Raw genomic sequence first — 17,882 nt, 5'->3', positions numbered from 1 at the left:
CTCCGGCACCAATCGCTCGACCAATGCCGTCATTCACTGCTCAACGTCCACCAGAACCAAAGGAGACGGCGTCTAGGACAGCTTCAGCGTCCAGACCGAGGTGTCGTAGAGTTCATGTTTCACGTTGAGGACCTTCGAGTCCGTTGGCACGATGTACGCGAACTTGCCGGTCAGATTCTGGCCCGGCGGTATGGTGCCATCGAGGCTTGTGGTATAGCCATCGCCGGATATGTTGTCCGCCTTGGCGCCGCCGTCCACCGTCAATTCGGGGCTGAAATACGTGTCGATGCTCTCGTTGCCTGTGTTCTTGATGGTGACCGTGAACGTGTACGCCTTGTAGCCGGGATCGGGAGTCTGCGCAGCGGGGTCGGCCCTGTCGGGGACGTAGGCCTCGGCCGGCGATACCGTGATCGTCCGCTTGCTCCTGTACTGGGCGGTGTCGCCGGCGCTGAAAGTGTAGGTCTGGTACTTCCCGTTCGGGGTCCCCAGGTCGTCGATGCTCTTCCTCGAGCTGTTGCTCGAGCCGGCGTCGGAAGTCGTGCCGCCTCCGTCGTCTGAGTTGCCCGTATTGCTGATGATGATCACGAGCAGTACGACCAGCGCGGCGCTGCACGCGGCGATGATCCAGGGCTGGTAGGAGCGTCGGCCGGGTGGATGAGGGGCGGGCGTCGGCGGAGGCGTACCGTAGCCGCCGGGCTGTGGCGGCGGCCCCCCGAACGCGGTTGGTGCGTACGGTGAGACCCCGCCGGGTGGCGTGGGTGGTGTGCCGTAGCCGGTTGCGTGGGCGGTTGGCGTCGGGGTTGCTCCGAAGGACGGCGGGGTCGCTCCGAAGGGCGATGGGGTTTCGGGGGCCACGGTGGTTGGTGTCGGGCCGACCTGAGGTTCCTCCGAGTCCAGCAGGCCCACGGCTCGGCGGCCGAGTCCGGCGATGAGCGTTCCGGGTAGCCATGGCTCGGTGCTCTGTTTCACGAACCGGTTGCCGTTGCCGTTGCCGTTGTTGTTTTGGTTGTGGTGCCAGAGGTTGCCGTCGGTGGTGAGTCTCAGCAGCTCTTCCAGACCGGGGCGGGCCGCCGGATCGGGGGCGAGGCAGGCGGTGATCAGTTCTCGTAGCCGGTCGGGGATGCTGTCGAGGTTCTTCTCGTCCTGGATGATGCGCAGCATGAGGACGTGCATCGCGCTGTAGGGGTCGCCGAACGGGCTGCGTCCGGTTGCTGCGAAGGCGAGGACTGAGCCGAGGCAGAAGATGTCGGAGGCGGCGGTGAGCTGTTCTCCTCGGCACTGCTCGGGTGACATGAATCCGGGGGAGCCCACCACGGCTCCGGTTTGGGTGAGTGCGCTGGTGCTGTCTCCGACTGCGCGGGCGATGCCGAAGTCGATGACGCGTGGGCCGTCGATGGTGATCAGGACGTTGGAGGGTTTGACGTCGCGGTGGACGAGGCCGGTGCTGTGGATGTCGCGTAGGGCGTGGGTCAGGCCGTTGGCGAGGGCGATCACTGATCGTTCGGGCAGTGGTCCGTGTTCGTCTGCGACGACTTCGTGGAGGGAGGGTCCGGCGACGTAGCCGGTGGCTACCCAGGGTGTTTCCGCGTCGAGGTCGGCGTCGAGTACGGGGGCGGTCCAGTGGCCGCCGATCCGGCGGGCGGCTTCCACTTCGTTTCGGAAGCGCTGCCGGAACTGGGGTTGCCGGGCGAGTTCGGGCAGGACCAGCTTGAGGGCGACGGTCCGGCCGCGGCCCGAGCGCGCCATGTAGACCTGGCCCATGCCGCCCTCGCCGAGTCTGCCCATCAGCCGGTATTCGCCGATCGACTGTGGGTCCTGTGGACCGAGCGCTTTCATCCCCCTGGATCCTTCCCGTCACGCCTGCGCGTCGTGTGTGCTCAGGAGAGAACGCCAACCGGCCGCCCCCCGACGCCGTACGAGACGGTACCCGACCGTATGCGGTTCCTGACCGCGGCAGCCACAACCCGAACAAGCAGCGGAATACGCGATCTCGCCGACGTGGTGAACGTTGCGCTGGCGGCCGACTACGACACGGACGCGATCCTCACCCTGGACCGCCGGGACTTCCGTGCCGTACGTCCCCTCGGCCGTCGCAAGGCGTTCCGCGTCCTGCCTGACGACCTTCCCCTCTGAAGTCCGGCAAGACGCCGACAACAAACAAGGCCCGGGCCGCTGACCTGGGCCTTCGTCGTGGAGCGGGTGACGGGAGTCGAACCCGCGCTCTGAGCTTGGGAATCAATGACACTCTCAGGGGATGTGGTGCGGCTGACCAGGGGAAACGTGGCCCCAAGGGCGTGTGTGCGGGGGCTTGACTGCGCCGTTTTTGACCGCTGATGACCGCTGATGACCGCTGCTGACTGCTGCGAAGGGCATGGATAGGGCACGAGGCCGGCGGACGCGCAGAAGGTTCTTCGTTTCCGTCGGTTCAGCGGGATGCATCGACTGCAAGCCCACCCGGCCCGCGGCCGGCCTTGCAGAAGCAAGCCCGAGCGCCGCGTCCAGCCGCTGTGGCTGTCACGGTAGCCGCTGAGACCAATGCTGGGGGCCGAAGCAGCATCGGGGCGGGTGCGGTGAGGTGGGGCGAGGCCGCGATGAGCCCCTGTGGGGGCGTGGCGTCGGGCCGCCACGCCCCGCCCGCGGAGCCAAGGGGAACCTGCTGGTCATGCTTACACCGTGACGAGATGGTCGGCGGTGCCCCCGCACCACTCGATCAGGAAGAGCGTCGCGTCGTCGGTGGTGACCCCGCCGCGTTCTTGCATCAGGGTGTGGGACAGGCCGCGCACCATTTCCTGTACGCCTTGGCCCACGCACCCCGCGCGGTCCACGAAGTCGAGCAGTCGCTCCTCGCCGAACTGCTCTTCGCCGGTGCGGTGCTCCTCGACGAGACCGTCGGTGAAGAAGAGGATCCGGTCGCCGCGGGACAGCGCCTGGTCGCTGATCTGCGGGATGGCGCCGCCGAAGCCGACGGGCAGGGTGCCCGGGCTCTCCAGCGCCTGGACGACGCGGTGGTCACGGATCAGCAGGGGTGCCGGGTGCCCGGCGTTGACCCATTGCAGGTGGCCGGTTCGGATATCCAGGCGCATCATCTGCGCCGTGACGAAGTGGTCGGGCCCGAACTGCTTGTCGATGGCCGTGTCCATGAACATGTACAGGTCGGCGAGGCCGACGTCGGCGCGTCTGGCGTGCCGGTAGGCGCCGATGGCGACGGTGGCCAGCACGGCGGCGTCCAGCCCGTGACCCATGGCATCGATGATGGCTACGTGCAGGACGTTGTCGTTCAGGGCGTAGTCGAAGCTGTCACCCGCGACGTCGTAGGCGGGCTCGAGGATTCCGGCAACCGCGACCTGCGGGGTGACCATGGTCAGCGGGGGCAGCAGTGACCATTGGATCTCCGCGGCCAGGCTCATCGGCTCACGGCGCCGGGCCTGGAAGAACTGATCGGTATAGCTGTTCTTGGTGACCAGCATGTCGGCGACCAGGCCGGCCAGGCGCCGCAGCAACCGCCGGTCGTCGTCATCGACGGTGCTCAGGGTGACGGCCAGCACCCCCACCACGTCGCTGCCGTCCAGCAGCGGCAGGAACATCCGTACGCCATCGGCCTGCGGCTGTTCCACCGTCGCCGTGCCGAGAAAAGCCCTGCCGGCCTGAGAATCGTCGATCCGCTCGGGCTCCCCGACCACGAGTCTCATGCCCGGCAGGGGAGCCAGCATCAGCTGGTCGTAGTCCTGAAGGAGGATCGAGACGTTCCGCCCGCCGATCCGGCCCACTTCCTCCGCGACCAGCGGGGCGATCAGCTGGGGCGGCATCTCGTGAGCCCGGTCCAGCAGCACACCCAGCAGCCGCTCACCGAATCCCTCTGACCGATCCACGGTGACTTTACGGAAGTCCCGTTCACCTTCCGTCATGGCGACCTCGTTTCGCCGCAGCGCCTCACAGAGAGGCGAGCCTCAGTGCTGTTCGCCGCATTTTGGTCCTGCTGCCTCCTCCACCCCAGCATCGCGCACATGAGGGTCTGCGACACCTGCCGCCAGGTCGCCGGAAGCTCCTTGGCCTGTAGAGGTGCTCGCACCGTCGAGGCACAGGGGCCATGGCCGACTCATCGGTGGTGGTGTCCACGTAGATCGCTTCCAGCGCGCCGCCCCTGTGCCTCTTTGGGGCGGCAGCGTCGCGGTCGCGCCACTCGCGGATATTGGCTGAACGGATCATGCCCTGCTCCCTGCCGTCGCGCCGACAGCGACGCAACGGCCCCGGCGTAAACACACCGGGGCCGCCCTTTCGGGTCGGTTGCACGTGAGAGTGCACCGGCCCACTCACCATGCTATGCCTGGGGTGCTTTTCCGGCATCACTGACTCTTTGGGTAATACGACACCTGGGCGGAAAGGCCCCGCGCCGCGTCAGCCACGTTCCTCCTCCTCTTCGCCCTCCATCAGCCGGATCCCCTGGTGCGTCAGTGTGGCCATCGCGGGTGCGTTTCCTCGTGCCCAGTCGACTGTGATGAGCCCCTCGCCCGCCAGATATGCGCAGGCGGCCGCCAGGTCCTGCTCAGGGACCTGGAGCTCGTCGCGCAGCTTCGCCCCGGTGATGCCGAGGAGGCGATTGCCTTCCACGGCCTCGTACAGAGCCTTCATGATCGCTTCGCGGTAGTTCTTCCGCTCGCGCAGTGTCGCCATGGTTGCCGTCCACACGTGCAGGGCACCGATGAGGAGTGCATGGACACGGGGCGGCGGTGCCCTGCCCGCACCCGTTGAGGGGCATCGCTTCAGACTTCATCCGTCTGCGTGCGGTCTTGTCCGGAGGACTTACTTGCTACCAGCCAGGACCGCGCCGGCTTTGCCCTATGCGTGGTGTCCACGGTGAGATGGAGCCGGGTTCCGCCTTCGGCGCCGGCAGGGTAGCTGCGCTGTTCGGTGCCGGCGAAGCAACGGCGGAGTACCTCGGCGACCTGACGGGCGGCCTCGGGGGACGCGGAGACGATACGCACCTCGGCGCGCCCTGCCGAGGGTGATTCGGGTGGCTGCATGGTGACCTCGTTTCATCAGGAAGACGTGGCGGTGGGCGTGGGGCCATGCTTCGCACCCACCGGCCCAGGCCAGGAGAAGGTCATGCGTCTTCCGCGGCCCCGTCGCGCTGTTCTGGGTGAGGCGGTGACGACGGGTGATCCGGCGGGCTTGCCGGCTGTCGGCTCTTCCGGCTCCGTCGGCCGACTCCCGCCAGGGCATCGCTGTAGTGGAATGCTGCGATCCGCTCGTTGTGCTGGCCATTGAGCAGATGGATCAGCAGCACTCCGAGCATGATCATGGCGATAATCACGAACACGGTGATGACGGTCTCCACATCCTCACCTCCCCTGGGCGGAGCTCAGAAGTCCGGTCGGGTTCGGCTGCCGGCCGCCATAGGGGCGGGCCCGCCATCGGTCTCCCACTCCTCCTCCCGGCTGAGCGCCTCCCGCACGTCACGGGTGGCGGTCTCGCTCGCCATCAGACCGCTGGCGGTGAGGAGGCCGTCGGCGGTCGCTGCGGCGGCCATCAGCCGGGCGGCGGCGGCCGCACTCGTCTCCGGCGGGATCACCAGAAGGTCCCAGCGGCCTGCGCTGTAGGAGAGCAGAATCAACTTGTGCGGGTCCTGCTCGTCAGTGAACCAGCCCACGTGCACCGTGTGCCCGGTCACCGGCACCTTGCGCGGGATCACGGGCCAGTGTGTCGGGTTCACGGAGACGCGAGTGATCCGGCCCCAGCGTGCGTCCAGCACGTCCGTCAGGGCGGGCAGCTCACGGAGGAGATCCCGGGAGCGAGGCCACCACGCACCGTCCAGAAGGCCTGGAACCGGGCTCACCGGGGCCAGGGACAGGCGGGCCGGTGGCGAGGGTACGCGCTCATAGGTGGTTGTACGGTCGATGGTCACGGTCATGGCGCGGACCTGCCCCCGGGCGCGTCTTCAACGTCCCGGTGTTGTTGCTCGCCGAGAACGACACCCGCGTGGAAGCCGGTGTGCGAAGTACTCCCGGTGTTTTCACTGTACTCCGGGCGTTGGGCCGCTGAGCCCCCGTGTGATCAGCGACTTCTTCAGGAACCCGGGTCTGTGTTCACAGGGCGTGGGTGAGCATGGGCGTGGGCTCGGAGTACGGTGAAACCGGCGGCCCACCGACCCCCGCAGAGGGTGAGCAGACCATGTCCGACGCCGAGACCCCGCGACAAACGAATCTTCTGCCGGACGCGATCCACCATGCTGTGAAACCTGGAACAGCCCTGCTGCGGTTGGCGACGACACATACCCGTGAGGGCATTCTCGACGGTGCCTGGTGGCCGCGTTCCCGCGACCTACGCGCCGAGCTTCCCGCCCTGGTCACCGCGCTGACCGAGCACCTCGGGCCCGTCATGCGCGTCGGCCTGGACTCCAGCGCCTGGGAAGAACTGCCGACACGGGTGATCATCGACGACCGTATCGTGCACATCGACTCATTCCCGGTGGGTGACGACACCATCCTCATCACCCGAGGCGATCGAGACCACTTCTCCCTGTTGGTGGTCCCGCCGCACGCGACGCCCGACGCGGCACGCGCCGCGATGGCCCGGGCCGTCCGCGTCGACAACATCACGCAGGCCAAGCAGATCCTCATCGACACCGGCACCGGCCGAGCCCGCCCGATCGCCGAGGAAGGCCCGCAGACAGGCCAGGAACGCCGCAGCACGTCCTGACGCCTCATCCCGGCGCAACCATAGCCGCAGCCTCGGCCCACCCACGTCCAGTAAGACACCGACACCACACCCCCTGATGAACGTCCGGCCACGAACTCTTCCGGAATGCTGCCGACATCGGGCCTATGACGACTGAACGTGCCTCCTTGGCGCGCGGTTTGCCCTTGCCCTTCGTCGGCTCATTCATGTGCGCTCTCTGCGCCCGTCCAGGCGGACCGAACAACGTTGCCGCCCCGTTCGGCCTGCCCACTCGTGATTGGGTAGGCGCGGACCCGAGCGAGGCGAAGCATGGTGGCCCGCACATCTGGTGAACGTGAGCTTGGGAAGGGAACGCCAGACTCAGGGCACCTCGCCGCCGTCGATGCCTCGGCTACTGCCGAAGAGCAGGTCACGGGGTGAAGGCCGACTCTCCCGTGATGCCCGATCTCGGTGCCCCCAAGACCCGTGCCCTTTACGTGCCCCATCAGCAGGGCACGTAAAGGGCAATGTGCCATCGGCGAAGAGGGAATGGTCTGGACGACGAGTAAGCGTCTCTGGAACTCTGTGTGTGCCTGAGTGACTCAGGCTTTTCGGGCGCGGCGTGGCCGTGTGCGGTTGCCGTCGTGGGGTCCGAACCTCGGGGTGAGGGGGTGGACTTCGGTGGCGTGCGCGTGGTGGAAGCCGGTCCGCTCGGCGGCGTGGGTGCGTCGTCGACAGGTTCCGCGTGAGAGCCGCGCCCGGCCGGCCGGAGGAGGCTCCGGCCGGGGTGGGGCGGGTACTCCATGACCTGGCACCGGCCCGTGCGGGGTGGGTGTCTGGGTGTCATGCCCCGCCGGACGCTGGACCACCCGGGTGGGGGTGGTGGCGGGGACCGTACGCACATCGGGCATACGGCGGGAAGCCTGTGACCGGCGGGCCGGGAAGGGCCGGGCCGGTGTGGGGCACATCTTGCCGGGAGCGGTCCTCGGCCCGCGCGGCCGGGGTGGTGCGGCCATCTGGCGACGAGCGCGGCGCAGGCGGCGGGTGGTCCGTTTGGGACGGCGCACACTGCGGACGGTGCCGTCGACGGTGGTGCGGATGGTGCGGGTGCCGGTGGCGCGGTCGGCCCGGGTGTGGGCCTGGGCGAGCAGTCCGCGCGAGACGATCCGGCGGGCGGCGGCGTGGTCGCGGTCCATGGACAGTCCGCAGTGGGCGCAGTGGGCCCATGTCCAGCCGCGTTCGCCCAGCCGGTCGGGGGCGGGGTGGTGGGTGAGGGTGCCCAGGCAGCAGGGGCAGCGAGCGGAGGTGCCCCGGGCGGGGACGGTGACCACCGTGATGCCCGCCTTGGCGGCCAGGTGCCTGATCGCTTCGGCGACGGTGCCGCGGACCTGCCCCGACAGGCGGGCGTTGCCACGGCGCCTGCCGCGGGCCTCCAACGTGGTGAGGTCTTCGAGGTAGATGACGGTGGCGCCGAGCGCGGCCGCCTGGTCGACGGCCCAGCGGGCCGCCGACCAGGCCAGTGCCTGGTTCAGGTGGCGGATGCGGGCGCACACCCGCTCGTGCTCGACCTGTAGTACGCGGGCCCGTGCGAGGTGTTCGCCCCAGCGCAGGTGGGGGGAGCCGAGCCCGTCGGCCAGCGCCTGGTAGTGGTCGCGTTTGGCGGCGAGGTGTTCGCGGTGGGTGCGCAGCCGGTGCAGTTTCGCGCTGACCGTGGTGGCGTCGAAGATCAGAGGGCGGCCGTCGGTGACCACCCGCGCCGTCGGGGCCCGGCCGGTCAGGCGGCCCACCGTGCCGGTGAGCAGAGTGTTCACACCCCAGTCGAAACCGAGCGCCACGGTGTGCCCGGACGCCTTCGCGGGCGGGGCGGGGCGCGTGTGCGGCAGGTCTACCGCGATCCGCCCGGCCCGGGTGGGGCGCAGGGTCGGGGTGTGCAGGACCGCGTCCGGATCGACGGTGCCCGGCAGCCGGATATCGAGCACATGCCAGGCCCACTCCCGCCCCGAGGCAGGGGCCGCACACAGCGGGAGCTTGACCCGCAACCTGGCCGTCGCCTCGTCCACCCGGTCAAGGGTGACCTGCTGGCGGTCCATCGCCGCAAGCAGCACCTGCGCCGCGACCTCGGGCACCTCCTCCAGCTCGCACAACCCGGCAGGCAGCTTCCCGCGCGCGCTCAGATATGCGCGCACCTGCCGGGTCCGGTTGCGGATCTCCGCACCGCTGACCCCGGCAGGCAGCAGCGCCCGCAGCGCGGCCCACTCCACCTCGGTGCGCCGATGCGGATCGGCGGGCCAGGTGGCCAGGACCGCCGCCACCAGGGTCCGCCGGTGCAGCGCCAGGCGCAGGGTACGCGCCGCGTACTCCTCGGCCGCCCGGCGCACCCGGTCCGACACATACACCCCCTCGACAGGCGCGGCATCCCCCGCCCAGCCCAGGCGGCGCAGCGCCATCCACCCCTTGGCCGGCAGTACCTCACCGAGCCCGTCGAGACCGGCGGCCAGCACATCCAGCCAGTCCTCGTCCCACCGGGAAGCCACCAGGCCCCGGGTCAGCTCCTGGCACAAGGAGGCCAGGAAGGACACCCGCTGGTACAGCAGCCGCTGACCCACCTGTTCACCACTGCCCTCGACCACACCACCGAAGGCGGTGCACGTCGCCGTCGCCACCAACCGGCCCACACCCACCACCCCCTCCATGCCCCCGGACTGGGCACATCCCCGTATCCGATCGGCCTAACGACCGACGACCGCACAAAGACACGCACCCCCGCCGACTACGCCCGATTCATGCAGGAAAACGCAGTAAAACCGCCAACAGTTGAAGACCCTGCCGCATACCCGTCATTGACCGCTGTTCACCGACCGATCTGATGCGCGTCTGGTGCGAGTCGCGTTTGGTGGATATTCGGGACTGCTCAGCCGAGCCACGTGACGCGGGTCGCGGGTCGCGGCCTAGGACGGTCAGCTGCTCAGCCAAGCGCTCTACCTCGGCTACGACTTCGTGGGGCAGGCCGCCTACGACGTACTCGGCGTCGGGGTCATAGTCCCAGGTCCAGATGTCACTCACGCGGAGATCTCGTGGTGTGCCAGGTCCGTGATCTGTCGGATCTCGGCGAGTGCAGAGCGTAGGGCCTCGCGGTCGGTGGCCTCTTCCGCTACTGCTTCCAGCTCGCGCAGGCGTGCGGCGCGGGCCGGGTAGCGCTGCACGGCGACGAATTCGCCCCACCACTGCAGGAAGGTGCGCAGCGGAGTGATCGTGCTCTGGGCGGCGGCTTGTTCGACCGCGCGGTCGAGGTGCTCGACGAAGGATGGCCGCTGGGCGGGGGCGATCTGGGCGACCGCTGCGCGGAGTGCTGCCGGAGTGAGTGCCGGCATGGAGATCAGGGGCCCGTCGGGGGCAGAGGGTTGTTCGGTCATTGCAGCGTCTCCTGGGCGGCGGTCTGCGCGATCATCATGAGCCTGGCCGTTGTTGCGGACGCTGGGCTGAGCCTACGCCCGCGCCCCGCCTGCCACGAGTCGCCGTCAGGAGATCGGATTACTCAATGGGCGAGTCAAGCGCTGGCGAGTGCCATCAGCAGCCGCTATAGATCCACAGAGTTGGCAAGGGCTGCTGCCACGTACCGGCCAGTTCTGTGAGTGCCTCGCGTGCCAGCTGGCGGACCTTGAGCCACCCCGCGTCGGTCGTCAGTGCCTCGTACGTCCACCTGGAAGCGTGCTCCGGTCCGCTCATCGCGTCGAGGGTCGCGTCAATGCGTGAGAGGTGCGACTCCATAGCGGCATCGATACGACGAGCCTCGGTAAGGATCACGATGGCGCCCCGAGCGTTTTCGTAGTCCAAGGCCAAGTCGTCGGTTTCGAGTCGGTATCTGTCGAGCCACACGATCTGATCCTCGGCATCCGCGGCGAGCGTTGTAAGCGTCGAGATCAGGTACTTCGATGCGCTTGCTTCGGACAGCCTCTGCTCGTTCATTCTGCCCCCTCGGCGACCATTGGACCACGCGGTCGGCGGAGCCTTGATGGCCCTGTCAAGCTGCTGAGGCTGCAGCCGCCGCAGTTGGTGGGGTGATTGTGAAGGAGCGGTTGTGGCGTAGAAGGGCACACAGGACGTCGATGCGTCGGCTGTAGTGCTTGGGACGGTGCAGGTTCTCCGTGCGGCGCCCGGAGTCGCGGGGGAACGGCACCAGACCGGCGGCGGATGCGAGCGGTCCCATACCCGGCAGGGCATAGTCGAAGGCGCGCTCCAGCGCGGGGAAGATGCCGGTGAGCATGTCGCGGAGTCGGTTGAGTATGCGCACTCGGTCGGCGATCAGGTCGGAGTGGTGCCCGGTCAGCAGGGCCAGATCCGCGGCGAGTTGGGCGGGTATATCAAGGGTGGTGAAGTCTCGCCGGATGCGGGCGGTGCCGGCGATGTTCACGGCCCAGCACACCTCGTCGGCGAGGTCCAGGATCTCGCCGAGCGCGGTCAGGATCTCTGTCTCGTCGGTGTGGATCTTCTTGCTCCACACCGTTGCCCCGACGCGGGACCCGGACCAGGGAGGCGCGTAAAGCCGCGGAGCCGCCCCTCAGCAGACTCACGAGGCCAACCGGAAGCGGGGTGTGGGTGATGCCGGAGTGATCCATTACCGGAGGTAACGGCGCGTGCTCGCGTGCTCGTGCGCCTGAGTGCACCACTTTCGTACCTTGTACGTCTGGCGCGATCCCCTCGGTAGCCCTAAGTTCACTCACTCCAGAACGCGAAACAAGGGTGAGTGAGATTGAGTGACAGTTCAGACGACACCAGCTCCCCGCAGACGCAAAATTCCGGTGCCAGAACTGCAATGATTATTGCTGTGGCCGGTGTTGTCTTGGCGGCGATCCCTATCGCTTGGGGTGTCATCTCTAAGGTTTGGGACGATACCACCGAAAGCAGCTATATGGTTGAGGCGGATCGCGCTTGCGCTGGGCATCAGCCAGATCTGGATGCTCTGGGGCCGGAGCCCAGTGGTGAGGACCCAGAGGTGTATACCGACTATCTGCAACGGCGCGGCCAGGTGATACGCGCAGCGCTGGAAGATTGGGGGGCAGTGAAGGTGCCTCCCAAGAAGCAGGAAAAGATAAGCGAGGCCTATGCTCTGGCTGACTCTGCTGCGAAAGAGTGGGAGTCGGCGGCGCATTGGGGCTCACGGGGAAATCGGAACAGGGCGAATCACTACCTCGACGAATCGGGCCGCTATGCCACAGAAGCGATAATGAAAGCACGTGCCGCTGGTCTAGAGGTGTGTCCTCTGGGCTTCTAAACGACCGGCCGACGGATGGTCAGCGATACGAAGTCGGAAGCGGGAAATCGGTTCATCGTGCTGCCCGGCTGCATGCGGAAGGACCTGGGACGGCACCTGGCGTGGTTCGCCGAGAAGGAGCCGAACGGGCTGCTCTTCGCCGGCGAGAAGGGGGCACCGTTCCGGCGGTCGACGTTCGGGCGGAAGTGGCGGCGGGCACGGACCAAGGTCGGACTGCCGGGGAATTTCCGCTTCTACGATCTTCGTCACACCGGGCACACCCTCGCCACGCAGTCGGGCGCGACGCTCAAGGACACCATGGTCCGCGCTGGGCAGTCCTCGGAGCGGGCCGCGCTGATCTATCAACACTCGACCTTGGAGCGGCAGAGGAGGTGGCCGCTGGGATCGATGCCCGGGCGCAAGCCGACCGGCAGAAGGGCGCCGAGAAGGGCGGCCCAAGCGCTTCTGGCACGAGACGCTTAGCGCGGTCTGGACAACAACCAAGGCCCCGGTCTCTGACCTGGGCCTTCGCTATGGAGCGGGTGACGGGAATCGAACCCGCGCTCTGAGCTTGGGAATCACGGGGCAGTCGACGCCGATCAGGGCGCTGACCTGTGTAAACGAGTGCTGTTAGGGAGCTGGTGTGCCCGCCGCAGCACCCGTCATTGACCGCTGTTTACCGCTCTATCTGGTGCGCATCTGGTGCGTCGTCCACCGCGCATCTGTCTGTCCTCAGAGGCTGCACCTCATAGGGCGATCAGTCGCACGCGGTCATTGCAGAGCTTGGCCATGTCGTCGGTGTCGGAGGTGAGTACGGCGACTGGTAGCGGCTGGCGTAGTGCTGCCTCAGCGACGGTGGCGTCGATCGCGTATTTGTGCCCGTGCAGTCCCGCTGACTTGAGCAGTTCGGCGGCTGCCTTGGCCGCGTGTTCGGTGACGGGTTCGACCTTGACCCGTGAGAGGGCCCAGTTCAGGCGTGGGAGGTTCACTCGCGAATGGCTGACTTCGACGATGGTGTTGGCACTGACGACGAGATCAGCTCCCATTTCGTGGAACACCTGGAACATCGCGAGAACCTTCCGGTCCTGGGCAACCCATGCGGACAGCCCCTGGGAGTCCAGGACGACGGTCTCAAGGTGTGTGCTCACGCAGCGTCCGTATGGCCGGCACGGTCGGCGGTACCGAAGATCTTGGCGCGGGCTTCGGCCAGCTCTTCGTCTGTGAAAGCGCCTTGCTCCTCCTGGTGGCGCCGCAGATCGTCGCCGAGGAGTTGGTGCCGGATCTGGCGGGCCACCGCTTCAGCCACATAGCCGGACACGTTGTCAGTGAGCTTCCTCAGCTCGGCGACCTGCTCGGTGGGCAGGGTGACGGTGATGCGCGTCGTGGCAGACATAAGGCGAGCATACTCCAGTATGCGCGCAGTCGGTGCCTCGGTCCCTCCAAGCAAACAAGGCCCGGGTCAATGACCTGGGCCTTCGTCGTGGAGCGGGTGACGGGAATCGAACCCGCGCTCTGAGCTTGGGAATCACCGGGCACTCCATACCGATCATGTCGTTGACCAGCAGAGACAGGCACTGGCGGCAAGCTGTCATCCTTTGCCGCAGCACCCGCTACTGACCGCTGTTCACCGCTCTTTCTGGTGCGCATCTGGTGCGGAAGCCAGCGCACCGTCGACCAATCCGCGCCAGTGTCCAGTCTCGTGAAGAGAGATCTGTTCACCCCGCTAAAGATCGGAGAATGGGGGGATCACTCGCGTGATCGCGATGAGGCGCAGACGGGGGAGGGGCAGCGCGTAGAACCAGCCGTCGACGAGCAGGGGGATGCGCCGCACTCCGCCCGGCACGCCCCGTCGCGGTCCTTGACCGAGATCCGTGACGTCAACGCCGACCTCGGCCAGTGCAACCATCTCGCCCGCAAGGCGTTCAACCTCGGCGACCACCTGCGGGGGCAGGCCCGACACGACGTGCTCGGCGTCCGGGTCATACTCCCAACGCCATGGGTCCCGGTCGCTCACGCCGCTCCCTGCTCCTGGTCGATGCCGGCCTCAGCGCATGCTTCGTCAAGGATGCGGCCGATCTCCGCCGCAACTTCGCGAGCCTCGTGGATATCGTCGGTCTCGGCCGCACGGGCTTCCAGCGCCCGCAGGCGGGCGGCTCGGTCCGGGTGGCGCTCGACGGCGACGTAGACGGCCCACTGCCCGACGAAGCGACGCATGGGTGCCGCGCTCACCTGCTCTCGGGACTGTCGGAGGGCCGTGGCGCGCTCTGCGTCAAATGTCGGCAGTGCGTCTGGGGCGATCAGCGCAAGAGCAGTGCGCAGTTCCTCAGGTGTGCTCGCCGGCTGGGCGATGCGGTGGGCTTCCGGATCACTGTCGGCGATGTCGTGCATCGGATGTTCAGGCTGCGTGGTCATCGCGGTCTCCAGTAAGGATCGGCAGGTCCGCTCTGCGCCCTACGGTACGTGTTCGTCCTGCTCGTGCGCATGGAGATGCGCTCGTCCGCTTCAGTTCACTCGGCGGGCTGCCGACCGCCGCGACGTTGACAGCGGCTGTCCTCCTCCGCTGACGTCCGGATCGTCCCAGCGACTGTCTTCAGCGCGTCCAGACCGTGGTGGATCAGTCGACGGTGCAGTTTGTCCACCCGGCCGCGGCTGCCGTCGTGCCGGGGCCACGGAGCCCAGGGAACCGAGTTTCCCAAGCAATCTTGACCGAGAGGGGAAGGAACAGGTCCCACCACGTCTGCCGCAGCGATGTCGCGTTCAGATACGCGTTGAGGTCGTCGCGTGTCTGGGCCTCGCGGATGACGCGCTCGTACATCAGCCGGAAGTCTGCTTCGTCGGCCAGGTCGTAGATGTAGTGCGGTCCCCAGTCGATGTGGCGCGGCAACGTGACGCTACCAGTCGTCGGGCCGTCCAACTCGGCGAGGGACTCCGGCAGTATGTATGGCTTCGCCGCTGTATGCCTGCTCATGATTTCAGCATGGCTGATGTGGTCTGGCGGCGGCGCTGATCACGAAGCCAGTGCAGTACGGAGTGAATGCCGACGTGAGGCGACCGGTCGGCATGCCCTGCACCTGATCTGGTGCGAACGGGCACGCGGGGCACGGAGAGGCCTAGACAACAAACAAGGCCCGGGTCTGTGACCTGGGCCTTCGTCGTGGAGCGGGTGACGGGAATCGAACCCGCGCTCTGAGCTTGGGAAGCTCATGTTCTACCATTAAACTACACCCGCGAAAGACACCGTCTGCCGGTGTCGCATCGTCGCAAACTGTACCCCATGCCTGACCCCCGCCGCATTCGCCGTGGGGTTTTCGTGTTTCTTCGGGAGGGTTTGTTGGGGGCTCGGAGTGGGGTGGGGTGGGTGGAAGCGGCTACAAGGGTGGGGGAGTTGGGGCGTACGGTGGGGGCCGGAGTGCCGCGTGGAGCGGTGGCTGATTGATCCCCTAATGTGGCTTTCGTCGTCCACGTTTATGGGGAAGGGACTCAATGGAGCGCACCGTCGTCCGTTGTGCTGAAGGGCATGTGTTCAGCACCGCTTCGTTCCCGATGCAGCACCTCACCGTCGACCGGATCGGCCCCGGTCGGCTGCTGCGCTGTCCGCGTTGTGCGCGGTTGCGGCAGGCGGTGCCGGTGGCGGGTGGGAAGCGGTAGCGGCCGCTGCCGGCTTCTGAATCATCGCGATGGGGCCCGGTCCGGTTGGGCCGGGCCCAGGTCATGGGTTTCGTTTGCGTATCCTCGTTGCGTGCTTCTCTCAGACAAGGACATCCGGACCGAGATCGACGCCGGGCGGGTACGGGTTGATCCGTTCGATCCAGTGATGGTGCAGCCGTCGAGCATCGATGTGCGGCTGGACCGCTTCTTTCGGGTGTTCGAGAACCACCGTTATCCGCATATCGACCCGGCGGTGGAGCAGCCGGATCTGACCCGGCTGGTGGAGCCGGAGGGGGATGACGCGTTCATCCTGCACCCCGGGGAGTTCGTGCTCGCCTCGACGTACGAGGTGGTCTCCCTGCCGGATGACATCGCCTCGCGGCTGGAGGGGAAGTCGAGCCTGGGGCGGCTGGGGCTGCTGACGCACTCGACCGCGGGTTTCATCGATCCCGGGTTCTCGGGGCATGTGACCCTGGAGTTGTCGAACGTGGCCACGTTGCCGATCAAGCTGTGGCCGGGGATGAAGATCGGGCAGCTGTGTATGTTCCGGCTGACCTCGCCGGCCGAGCACCCGTACGGGTCGGATCGTCATGGCTCCCGCTACCAGGGGCAGCGCGGGCCGACGCCGTCGCGCTCGTACCAGAACTTCCACCGGACGAAGGTGTGAGCCGGGGTGAGTGAGCAGCGGGAGAACCTCACGTACGAGCGCTTCGGCACGGCGGTGCGGGAGCTGGCGCAGACGATCGCGGACGACGGGTACGAGCCGGATGTCGTGCTGTCCATAGCGCGCGGCGGGGTGTTTGTCGCGGGCGGGCTGGCGTACGCGCTGGACTGTAAGAACATCCATCTGGTGAATGTGGAGTTCTATACGGGCGTGGGGACCACCCTCGACATGCCGGTGATGCTGGCGCCCGTGCCCAACGCGATCGACTTCTCCCAGAAGAAGGTCCTGATCGCGGACGATGTCGCCGACACCGGCAAGACCCTGAAGCTCGTCCGTGACTTCTGCGTCGGCACGGTCGCCGAGGTGCGCAGCGCGGTGATCTACGAGAAGTCGCAGTCGCTCGTGAAGTGCGAGTACGTCTGGAAGCGCACCGAGGATTGGATCAACTTCCCCTGGAGCGTTGAGCAGCCCGTCGTGCGGCGGGACGGGCAGGTGCTGGACGCCTGACCCGGGCAGAGGGCAAGGGACCGGAAGGCGCGACAAGGCACGACAGGTGAGGGGCCCTGCTGGGCCCCTCTTCGCGGTCTTACAGGGTGCCCAGCTTCAGCAGCGACAGCAGCGCGATCAGCTGGATCGCCGACGCCCCGAGAGCCTTCGGCCACGGCAGGTCGTGCGACTTGCTCACCATCGTGGTGAACAGCGCGCCTGCCCCCAGCCAGGTCACCCATCCCAGCACCTGCACCGTCGGGCTGTCCCCGCCCAGGAACAGCGCGAACAGCAGCCGTGGCGCGTCCGTGATGGACATGATCAGCATCGACAGGCCGATGGTCGGGGCGTACGAGCCGTCGCCGCCCAGCTGGCGGGCCAGGGTGTGGGTGACCGCACCCAGGATCAGGCCGCTGATCACGACGGTGACGCCGGTGACGAGGATCCACGGGATGCTGTTGCCCATCGAGGCGTTCAGCACGTCCTCGCGGGCCTGGTCGAAGCCGAAGACCACGAGCAGGCCGTAGACGAACGTCACGATCAGGGCCGGGCCCCACATCGCGTAGTCGCGCATCTGCCAGAAGGTGGCCGACGGGCGCAGCACGATGCCGCTCAGCAGCTGCTTCCAGGGCAGGCGGGGGCCGGCGGGCGGGGCGGTGGAGGAGCCGGCGCGGTAGGTGTTGGCGTAGTCGTCGTCGTACGAGCCGGGGCCAGGGCCGGGGCCGTAGCCGGGGTCCGGGGCGTACGGGTCGTAGGCGTCGGGCGCCTCGCCGACGCTGAACTGCTGGGTATGGCCCGGATCGTTGTTGCTGTACGAGCCGCCCTGGCCATAGCCCGGGGCCTGGCCCTGCGGGGGGCCGTGGTACGGGTCCTGGCCGCCGAAGTACTCCGGCTCTCCCTGTGATGCGGGCTGTTGCCACTGCGGCGGCTGCTGGCCGTACGGCGGCGCCTGTCGGCCGTACGGCTGCTGCTGTTGCGGTGGTTGCTGCTGCTGCCCCTGTTGCGCGGACCGGGAGTCCCGTCCGCGTCCGATCCTGAATCCAGCCACGATTCGAACGTACCTGGTCGCAGGGACTGGGGTGCCGGACCTCTCAGAACAGGTCCGGCATTGCGGCCGAGCTGTGACATCCCCTAGGGGGACCCTGAGGGGTTTTCCCCCGTGGGGGCCGGGGGTTTGCC

The 17,882-nt window shown here is 67.5% G+C and carries 19 protein-coding genes, 1 tRNA gene and 3 pseudogenes; 6 read left to right on the top strand and 17 right to left on the bottom strand.

The genetic code is table 11. The features are described from left to right. Positions 1 to 72 precede the first annotated feature (72 nt). Positions 73 to 1,836, bottom strand: a complete 1,764-nt coding sequence (locus tag ACWY4P_RS25050) for a serine/threonine-protein kinase (RefSeq protein WP_456212764.1) — start codon at positions 1,834 to 1,836, stop codon at positions 73 to 75. A gap of 150 nt (positions 1,837 to 1,986) precedes the next feature. On the opposite strand from ACWY4P_RS25050, the pseudogene ACWY4P_RS25045 reads away from it, so the two are divergent. Next, positions 1,987 to 2,133, top strand: a pseudogene (locus ACWY4P_RS25045) (VapC toxin family PIN domain ribonuclease); the annotation flags it as partial. 533 nt (positions 2,134 to 2,666) lie between these two features. Here ACWY4P_RS25045 and ACWY4P_RS25040 read toward each other — a convergent pair. The 5 genes from ACWY4P_RS25040 to ACWY4P_RS25020 form a co-directional block, all read right to left on the bottom strand. Next, on the bottom strand, positions 2,667 to 3,905 hold the full coding sequence (locus ACWY4P_RS25040) for a PP2C family protein-serine/threonine phosphatase (protein ID WP_456212763.1): 1,239 nt from the start codon (positions 3,903 to 3,905) through the stop codon (positions 2,667 to 2,669). Between the two features lie 490 nt (positions 3,906 to 4,395). Next, positions 4,396 to 4,671: a hypothetical protein gene (locus ACWY4P_RS25035; protein ID WP_456212762.1), complete on the bottom strand. Its 276-nt coding sequence runs from the start codon at positions 4,669 to 4,671 to the stop codon at positions 4,396 to 4,398. Between the two features lie 89 nt (positions 4,672 to 4,760). Then, positions 4,761 to 5,021 carry a hypothetical protein gene (locus ACWY4P_RS25030; RefSeq protein ID WP_456212761.1) on the bottom strand — a complete coding sequence of 87 codons (261 nt, stop codon included), beginning with the start codon at positions 5,019 to 5,021 and terminating at the stop codon, positions 4,761 to 4,763. Between the two features lie 80 nt (positions 5,022 to 5,101). Continuing rightward, positions 5,102 to 5,335 (bottom strand): hypothetical protein, encoded by a 234-nt coding sequence (locus ACWY4P_RS25025; RefSeq protein WP_456212760.1) that lies wholly within the window; start codon positions 5,333 to 5,335, stop codon positions 5,102 to 5,104. Between the two features lie 24 nt (positions 5,336 to 5,359). Continuing rightward, positions 5,360 to 5,908, bottom strand: coding sequence for a DUF5994 family protein (locus ACWY4P_RS25020; protein ID WP_456212759.1), 549 nt, complete (start codon positions 5,906 to 5,908; stop codon positions 5,360 to 5,362). Positions 5,909 to 6,168: 260 nt separating this feature from the next. Here ACWY4P_RS25020 and ACWY4P_RS25015 point away from each other — a divergent pair, with 260 nt between their 5' ends. Beyond that, positions 6,169 to 6,696 (top strand): DUF5994 family protein, encoded by a 528-nt coding sequence (locus ACWY4P_RS25015; protein WP_456212758.1) that lies wholly within the window; start codon positions 6,169 to 6,171, stop codon positions 6,694 to 6,696. A 560-nt stretch (positions 6,697 to 7,256) separates the two neighbouring features. Here the strand turns inward: ACWY4P_RS25015 and ACWY4P_RS25010 are convergent. The 4 genes and pseudogenes from ACWY4P_RS25010 to ACWY4P_RS24995 form a co-directional block, all read right to left on the bottom strand. Then, complete coding sequence (locus ACWY4P_RS25010; protein ID WP_456212757.1) at positions 7,257 to 9,335, bottom strand: zinc ribbon domain-containing protein; 2,079 nt, start codon at positions 9,333 to 9,335, stop codon at positions 7,257 to 7,259. Between the two features lie 378 nt (positions 9,336 to 9,713). Next, positions 9,714 to 10,067, bottom strand: coding sequence for a DUF6247 family protein (locus ACWY4P_RS25005; protein WP_456212756.1), 354 nt, complete (start codon positions 10,065 to 10,067; stop codon positions 9,714 to 9,716). A 154-nt stretch (positions 10,068 to 10,221) separates the two neighbouring features. Next, positions 10,222 to 10,620, bottom strand: a complete 399-nt coding sequence (locus tag ACWY4P_RS25000) for a hypothetical protein (protein ID WP_456212755.1) — start codon at positions 10,618 to 10,620, stop codon at positions 10,222 to 10,224. Positions 10,621 to 10,675: 55 nt separating this feature from the next. Then, positions 10,676 to 11,059, bottom strand: a pseudogene (locus ACWY4P_RS24995) (IS110 family transposase); the annotation flags it as partial. 345 nt (positions 11,060 to 11,404) lie between these two features. On the opposite strand from ACWY4P_RS24995, the gene ACWY4P_RS24990 reads away from it, so the two are divergent. Beyond that, a complete protein-coding gene (locus tag ACWY4P_RS24990; protein ID WP_456212754.1) occupies positions 11,405 to 11,926 on the top strand; it encodes a hypothetical protein in 522 nt (173 codons plus the stop codon). Beyond that, positions 11,927 to 12,474, top strand: a pseudogene (locus ACWY4P_RS24985) (tyrosine-type recombinase/integrase); the annotation flags it as partial. Positions 12,475 to 12,651: 177 nt separating this feature from the next. Here the strand turns inward: ACWY4P_RS24985 and ACWY4P_RS24980 are convergent. The 6 genes from ACWY4P_RS24980 to ACWY4P_RS24955 all read right to left on the bottom strand — a co-directional run bounded on the left by ACWY4P_RS24980 (position 12,652) and on the right by ACWY4P_RS24955 (position 15,134). Continuing rightward, positions 12,652 to 13,053 carry a PIN domain-containing protein gene (locus ACWY4P_RS24980; RefSeq protein ID WP_456212753.1) on the bottom strand — a complete coding sequence of 134 codons (402 nt, stop codon included), beginning with the start codon at positions 13,051 to 13,053 and terminating at the stop codon, positions 12,652 to 12,654. Further along, entirely contained in the window at positions 13,050 to 13,298 is a 249-nt protein-coding gene (locus ACWY4P_RS24975; RefSeq protein ID WP_210947082.1) for a type II toxin-antitoxin system CcdA family antitoxin, read from the bottom strand. The genes ACWY4P_RS24980 and ACWY4P_RS24975 overlap by 4 nt, the downstream gene beginning before the upstream one ends. A 330-nt stretch (positions 13,299 to 13,628) precedes the next feature. Next, a complete protein-coding gene (locus tag ACWY4P_RS24970; RefSeq protein ID WP_089504746.1) occupies positions 13,629 to 13,919 on the bottom strand; it encodes a hypothetical protein in 291 nt (96 codons plus the stop codon). Then, a complete protein-coding gene (locus ACWY4P_RS24965; RefSeq protein WP_456212752.1) occupies positions 13,916 to 14,317 on the bottom strand; it encodes a DUF6247 family protein in 402 nt (133 codons plus the stop codon). The genes ACWY4P_RS24970 and ACWY4P_RS24965 overlap by 4 nt, the downstream gene beginning before the upstream one ends. A 202-nt stretch (positions 14,318 to 14,519) precedes the next feature. After that, entirely contained in the window at positions 14,520 to 14,873 is a 354-nt protein-coding gene (locus ACWY4P_RS24960) for a hypothetical protein (protein WP_456212751.1), read from the bottom strand. Between the two features lie 187 nt (positions 14,874 to 15,060). Beyond that, a tRNA-Gly gene (locus ACWY4P_RS24955) sits at positions 15,061 to 15,134 on the bottom strand. A 510-nt stretch (positions 15,135 to 15,644) separates the two neighbouring features. Between ACWY4P_RS24955 and dcd the strand changes: the two genes are divergently transcribed. Together dcd and ACWY4P_RS24945 are read left to right on the top strand one after the other, a co-directional pair. Beyond that, a complete protein-coding gene (gene dcd / locus ACWY4P_RS24950; RefSeq protein WP_456212750.1) occupies positions 15,645 to 16,220 on the top strand; it encodes a dCTP deaminase in 576 nt (191 codons plus the stop codon). A gap of 6 nt (positions 16,221 to 16,226) precedes the next feature. Further along, complete coding sequence (locus ACWY4P_RS24945; protein ID WP_456212749.1) at positions 16,227 to 16,724, top strand: phosphoribosyltransferase; 498 nt, start codon at positions 16,227 to 16,229, stop codon at positions 16,722 to 16,724. A gap of 79 nt (positions 16,725 to 16,803) precedes the next feature. On the opposite strand, the gene ACWY4P_RS24940 is transcribed toward ACWY4P_RS24945, so the two are convergent. After that, positions 16,804 to 17,754, bottom strand: coding sequence for a Yip1 family protein (locus tag ACWY4P_RS24940; RefSeq protein WP_456213046.1), 951 nt, complete (start codon positions 17,752 to 17,754; stop codon positions 16,804 to 16,806). Positions 17,755 to 17,882: the final 128 nt, after the last annotated feature.

The sequence above is a fragment of the Streptomyces sp. LZ34 genome (genome assembly GCF_053890475.1).
Note: the sequence above shows the minus strand (reverse complement) of the source record. Positions and strands in the feature narration are given on the sequence as shown.